This is a genomic window from Clostridium sp. AF36-4, from assembly GCF_003435975.1.
Lineage (GTDB): Bacteria > Bacillota > Clostridia > Lachnospirales > Lachnospiraceae > Eubacterium_F.
This window is the reverse complement of sequence record NZ_QTVH01000067.1, coordinates 1-1,270: the sequence shown is the minus strand read 5'-3', so window position 1 is coordinate 1,270 and position 1,270 is coordinate 1. Positions and strand designations below refer to the sequence as shown.

The 1,270-nt window shown below is 37.1% G+C and carries 1 protein-coding gene; it reads right to left on the bottom strand.

Annotated elements, in window-relative coordinates:
• Nucleotides 1-42: 42 nt before the first annotated feature.
• Nucleotides 43-1,193 (bottom strand): IS3 family transposase gene (locus DW005_RS13605; RefSeq protein ID WP_117480195.1). Its coding sequence is split into 2 segments (ribosomal slippage): nucleotides 43-950 and nucleotides 950-1,193, totalling 1,152 coding nucleotides; the frame shifts between segments, so codons are not numbered across the junction.
• Nucleotides 1,194-1,270 lie beyond the last annotated feature (77 nt).

Genomic DNA, 1,270 nt, shown 5'->3' with positions numbered 1-1,270 from the left:
TGAGATGGTCAAGCATTTTTGTAACATTCACACTGAAAAAAATCATTGATTGGAATATCTCTTTTCAAACGGTGTCATGTATCCATTTGATGAATGTGGACGTATATGATTGTAATAGCCATATACATAATCCAGCGTGCTTTCATTTAACTCTTGATCTGTTTCAAACCGATTCTGTCGCATAAATTCCGACTTAAATGTTCCATAAAAACTTTCCATCGGAGAATTATCATAAGGACATCCTGCTTTGCTCATGCTCTGTCGAATCCCTTTTCCTTCACAAAATTCTGTGAAGGCTCTGGAGGTATACTGTGAACCCTGATCACTATGCAGAATAATTTCTCCTTTTACAGGGTTTCTGTCAAGGGCAATCTGTAATGTCTGGATAGCCAATTCCGCATCAATTCTTTTGCTGTTCAGGGTTGCTAGTACCGATTTATCATACAGATCTATAATACTGCAGTTATATCTTTTTGCGCCATCCGATAGATAAAGATAAGTAAAATCTGTACACCATTTTTCGTTTGGTCTAATTGCTGTGAAGTCCTGCTTTAACAGGTTATTAAATTTTTTATAACAGTCTCCTTTACGGTACCGAGGCTTTTTGGGTATCACAACAGATCTGAGCTTTAATTCCCTCATATATTTGAGTACAGTTGTCCTGCTCAGACTGATTCCGCTTCTTCTTAAAAATATAACCATCATCCGATATCCGGGACGTCCGTCATATTCATAGTAAATACTTAATATTTGTTGTTTTTTCTTTTCTTTGTCTGCCAGATAACTTGCCTTTCTGTTCTTTTTGTAATTATAGTAGGAATTCGGATAAATATGGAATCGGGCAAGAAGCCATCTTACTCCGAACTCATTGTGGTATTGGTCAATAAATCGGTATTGCTCTAATCGATTTCCTTTGCGAAGAATGCGGCTGCTTTTTTTAGGAAACGAACTTCTTTTTCTGCTTCTTCCAATTTTTTGCGGAGTCTGCGGTTTTCTTCATAAATGTCTTTTGTGTCTTTTGTTTCTGGATTTTTTTCGCATTCTTCTTCAAACTGTCTGATCCAGCTCCGGACAGTTCCTTCTCCTAAGCCATACTCTTTATTGACGCTTGCGATGGTTCGTCCTTCTTCTAATACCAGCCGGACCATCTTCTTTTTGAATTCAGGCTCATAACGTTTGTTCGTGTTTGCCATTTTAATCACCTTCACTTTCATTTTGATTATATCATTTATTCCAGTGTTGGTGTTACAACTTTATTATACCATCTCAG